This is a genomic window from Micromonospora sp. DT4, assembly GCF_049841675.1.
GTDB lineage: Bacteria > Actinomycetota > Actinomycetes > Mycobacteriales > Micromonosporaceae > Micromonospora.
This window is the reverse complement of record NZ_JBNCKT010000416.1, coordinates 1-386: the sequence shown is the minus strand read 5'-3', so window position 1 is coordinate 386 and position 386 is coordinate 1. Positions and strand designations below refer to the sequence as shown.

The 386-nt window shown below is 66.3% G+C and carries 1 protein-coding gene; it reads left to right on the top strand.

Annotated elements, in window-relative coordinates; genetic code table 11:
* Positions 1-386: hypothetical protein (locus ACLQ24_RS30380; protein WP_425895165.1), on the top strand; the 386-nt coding region annotated here is incomplete at both ends.

Below are 386 nucleotides of genomic sequence, written 5' to 3'. Positions count from 1 at the left end.
TCGCGTTGAAGCAGCAACAGCCCCTGGTCATCGCCATCGACAGCGCCTCAGCGGCGCCGCTCAAGCAGATGTCACAGGCCTACGGCGTCACCATCCTGCACCGCGTCCCGGGCAACGCCACGGGCACCCATGCCACGACCAGCGCGAATCTGGACAACATCTGGCTAATCACCAACGGCCCCACCACCACCACCAAAGATAAAAGCTTCACCAAACCGCTGGTCAAGAAGGCGGCCGCCACCCCCGCCCACACCCGCCCGCGCCCGGTGACACCCGCGCTCGCCAAACTCCTGCTCACCCCCGACCGGACAGCCAAACTCGACCTTTTGGCCGAGTACCGCGACACCCTGCGCACCGAACTCGCGCGCGGCGAACTCGACGCCATC